General features: G+C 68.7%; 4 protein-coding genes and 1 pseudogene. 1 reads left to right on the forward strand and 4 read right to left on the reverse strand.

What is annotated here, in order from left to right:
* Positions 1 to 334: 334 nt before the first annotated feature.
* A pseudogene (locus tag GTY47_RS41085) lies at positions 335 to 541 on the forward strand (hypothetical protein); the annotation flags it as partial.
* A gap of 9 nt (positions 542 to 550) precedes the next feature.
* Here the strand turns inward: GTY47_RS41085 and GTY47_RS20920 are convergent.
* The 4 genes from GTY47_RS20920 to GTY47_RS20935 all read right to left on the reverse strand — a co-directional run bounded on the left by GTY47_RS20920 (position 551) and on the right by GTY47_RS20935 (position 2,529).
* On the reverse strand, positions 551 to 886 hold the full coding sequence (locus tag GTY47_RS20920; RefSeq protein ID WP_010048839.1) for an Lsr2 family protein: 336 nt from the start codon (positions 884 to 886) through the stop codon (positions 551 to 553).
* 282 nt (positions 887 to 1,168) lie between these two features.
* Positions 1,169 to 1,702 (reverse strand): amino-acid N-acetyltransferase, encoded by a 534-nt coding sequence (locus GTY47_RS20925; RefSeq protein WP_029181801.1) that lies wholly within the window; start codon positions 1,700 to 1,702, stop codon positions 1,169 to 1,171.
* 9 nt (positions 1,703 to 1,711) lie between these two features.
* Entirely contained in the window at positions 1,712 to 2,161 is a 450-nt protein-coding gene (locus GTY47_RS20930; protein WP_078603013.1) for a BlaI/MecI/CopY family transcriptional regulator, read from the reverse strand.
* A 179-nt stretch (positions 2,162 to 2,340) separates the two neighbouring features.
* Complete coding sequence (locus tag GTY47_RS20935) at positions 2,341 to 2,529, reverse strand: hypothetical protein (RefSeq protein WP_010048842.1); 189 nt, start codon at positions 2,527 to 2,529, stop codon at positions 2,341 to 2,343.
* Between the last annotated feature and the right edge of the window lie 138 nt (positions 2,530 to 2,667).

The raw sequence follows: 2,667 nt of genomic DNA on the forward strand, positions 1-2,667 counted from the left end.
CGGGCGAGGCGGCTCGGTGTCGGGCGAGGCGGGCGGGGAGGCGGCCTACGGGAGGGGCGCTCCATCTCTCCGCGAGACGGGCGGCCCGATGCCGCCTGAAACGGGCGGGACGCTGCCCTGCGGGACAGAGGCGTCGCAGAGGCGTGAGGCGGGGAGCTCGGTGTCCCGCGAGAGGGGTGGGGCGGCGGCCTGTGAAGGGTTCATGGCGTCGGGCCCCGAGCGGGGCGGGCCGGTGTCCTGGCTGGCGTTCGCGCCGTCGGCCCCCGATGCGGACCGCGCGTTGCCCCCCGAGCCCGGCTTCGCCCGTGGCCGGCCGCTTCCCCTGGGCCGGTTCGGTTCCCAGGGGGCCGCTGTCTGGCTGCGGCCCCCCGAGCCGGGATGCGAGGTCGAGGCCTCGCTGCCGACGCTGTCGGCCTTGGGGGGCAGTGGAGACGCCCCCGATCTCGTACGGCTGGTGAACACGGTGGCCACACAGTGCCACCGGGTCCGGCTGCGGCGCGCGTGCGCCCAGCCACCGGCCTTGCGTGCGCAGGATCGGTAGTGCCGCTGTTCAGCCGTTGGCCTTCTCGTAGGCCTCGCGGATGGTCGCGGGAACACGGCCGCGGTCGTTGACCTCGTAGCCGTTCTCCTTCGCCCAGGCGCGGATGGCCGCGGTGTCCTGGCTGCCGCTCGAGGCCGCGCGCGCCTTTCCGCGCCCGCCCGAAGCACGGCCTCCGGTACGACGACCGCCCTTCACGTAAGGCTCGAGAAGGCCGCGGAGCTTGTCCGCATTAGCGGTGGTGAGATCGATCTCGTACGTCTTGCCGTCCAGCGCGAACGTGACGGTCTCGTCCGCCTCGCCGCCGTCGAGGTCGTCGACAAGAAGGACCTGAACCTTCTGTGCCACCGGATTTCCTTTCATCGATATCTTCAGGGCCGGGGTGTGCCGGCGTCCGCCGTATCGCCGTCCCCTGTTATATGCAGTACTGCAGTACCTCGGAAAGCAAACCGCTTTTGCCGGAAAAACACAAACCCTCGGCAGAGACCGGCAGCCCCGCCCCCGTCCGGAAACGTGCGCGTTTCGGACATAGGGCACCTGGGCAGGGCGGCCGTACGGAATATGCCTTGACGAGCCGGGCGGGCGGTCTTGCGACCGACTTGCAACTGGCTTGTGTGTCCGTCCCGGCGATCACAGATGCAGAAGCATCCGGCTGTTGCCCAAGGTGTTCGGTTTCACTCGTTCGAGACCGAGGAACTCCGCGACACCCTCGTCATAGGAACGCAGCAGCTCCGCGTAGACATCCGTGTCGACAGGCGTCTCGCCGATCTCCACGAAGCCGTGCTTGCCGAAGAAGTCCACTTCGAAGGTCAGGCAGAAAACGCGGCGAACGCCGAGCCAGCGGGCGGTGTGCAGCAACTTCTCCAGCAACTGGTGTCCGACGCCCGCGCCCTTCAGGCCGGGCTTCACGGCGAGAGTGCGCACTTCGGCGAGGTCTTCCCACATCACGTGCAGGGCGCCGCAGCCGACGACCTCGGCGTTGTCGTCCCGTTCCGCGACCCAGAACTCCTGGATGTCCTCGTAAAGCGTCACCGTCGCTTTGTCGAGCAGGATGCCGCCGCGGACGTAGGCGTCAAGGAGGCGGCGCACGGCCGGGACATCGCTGGTACGTGCCCGTCGGACGGTGATGGCTTTTGCGGGGGCTTCAGGGCGCTTCGCGGACATGGCGGGACGCTATCGCCCGTCGGGGTCCTGAGCAGAGGCGGGGTTCTCCGGCGGTTCCGTTCCTTCCGCCGGAACGGCCAGTTCCGACGGTCCGGTCGGTTTCTGGGTTTCCGGACCCTGGGCGATGCGTACGGCATCGCGGAGAGTCTCTCGCTGTTCCTCGCTCATCATGCCGAAGAAGGCGACGAGAGCCGCGGCGGGGTTGTCGCTCTGCGACCAGGCGTCGTTCATCAGGGCGGCAGCGTAGGCAGCGCGCGTGGAGACCGCCTCATATCGATAGGCGCGGCCTTCCGCCTCGCGGCGCACCCAGCCCTTCTGATGGAGATTGTCCAAAACGGTCATCACGGTGGTGTACGCGATGGACCGCTCCTTCTGAAGATCTTCCAGGACTTCTCGAACGGTCACCGGGCGGTTCCACTTCCACACCCGCGACATGACCGCGTCTTCGAGTTCTCCCAATGGGCGAGGCACACCTCAGAACAATAGTGGGAGATCTGGGTAATGGCGTGGCGGACGTGCGCTTCACCCGCGAACGGGAGCAAAAAGGGCGTACGACTCAAAAGTGCGGGCTTCGCGGGGGCGGGCCGCACGGAGTCGTACGCCGGGATCGCCGCACCCTGAGGGCGGCAGCGGTCGGATCAGGCTTCGGCCTTCGGGGGCGTCGCGGAAGACTGCCGAGCGCCTTCCGCGCGCGCGAGGGCGGCGTCGACGGCCGCGTCCTCCTTGGCCTTGTTGGCGCCGCCCTGTGTCTTCACGATCACCCGGATCACGCCGATGAAGAAGATGGCCATGACGACCGGGGGCAGGAGCGCGGAGACGTAGTCCATGGATCCAGAGTAGCCACGTCAGCCCGCGGCGAGCTGCTGGGGGTTCGCCGGGGGTGGCGGGGTGGGCTTGCGGCGCGGGAAGACCTCGCCGGGGGTGGGGATCGGGCGGCTGGGTTTCGGGGTGCCCGGGGTGGGGGC

This window comes from Streptomyces sp. SID5464, assembly GCF_009862985.1.
Taxonomy (GTDB): domain Bacteria; phylum Actinomycetota; class Actinomycetes; order Streptomycetales; family Streptomycetaceae; genus Streptomyces; species Streptomyces chartreusis_D.

Coding starts and splice junctions, on each gene's coding strand:
- GTY47_RS20925 (WP_029181801.1), bottom strand. CDS start 1,702: ATGTCCGCGAAGCGCCCTGAAGCCCCCGCAAAAGCCATCACCGTCCGA.
- GTY47_RS20935 (WP_010048842.1), bottom strand. CDS start 2,529: ATGGACTACGTCTCCGCGCTCCTGCCCCCGGTCGTCATGGCCATCTTC.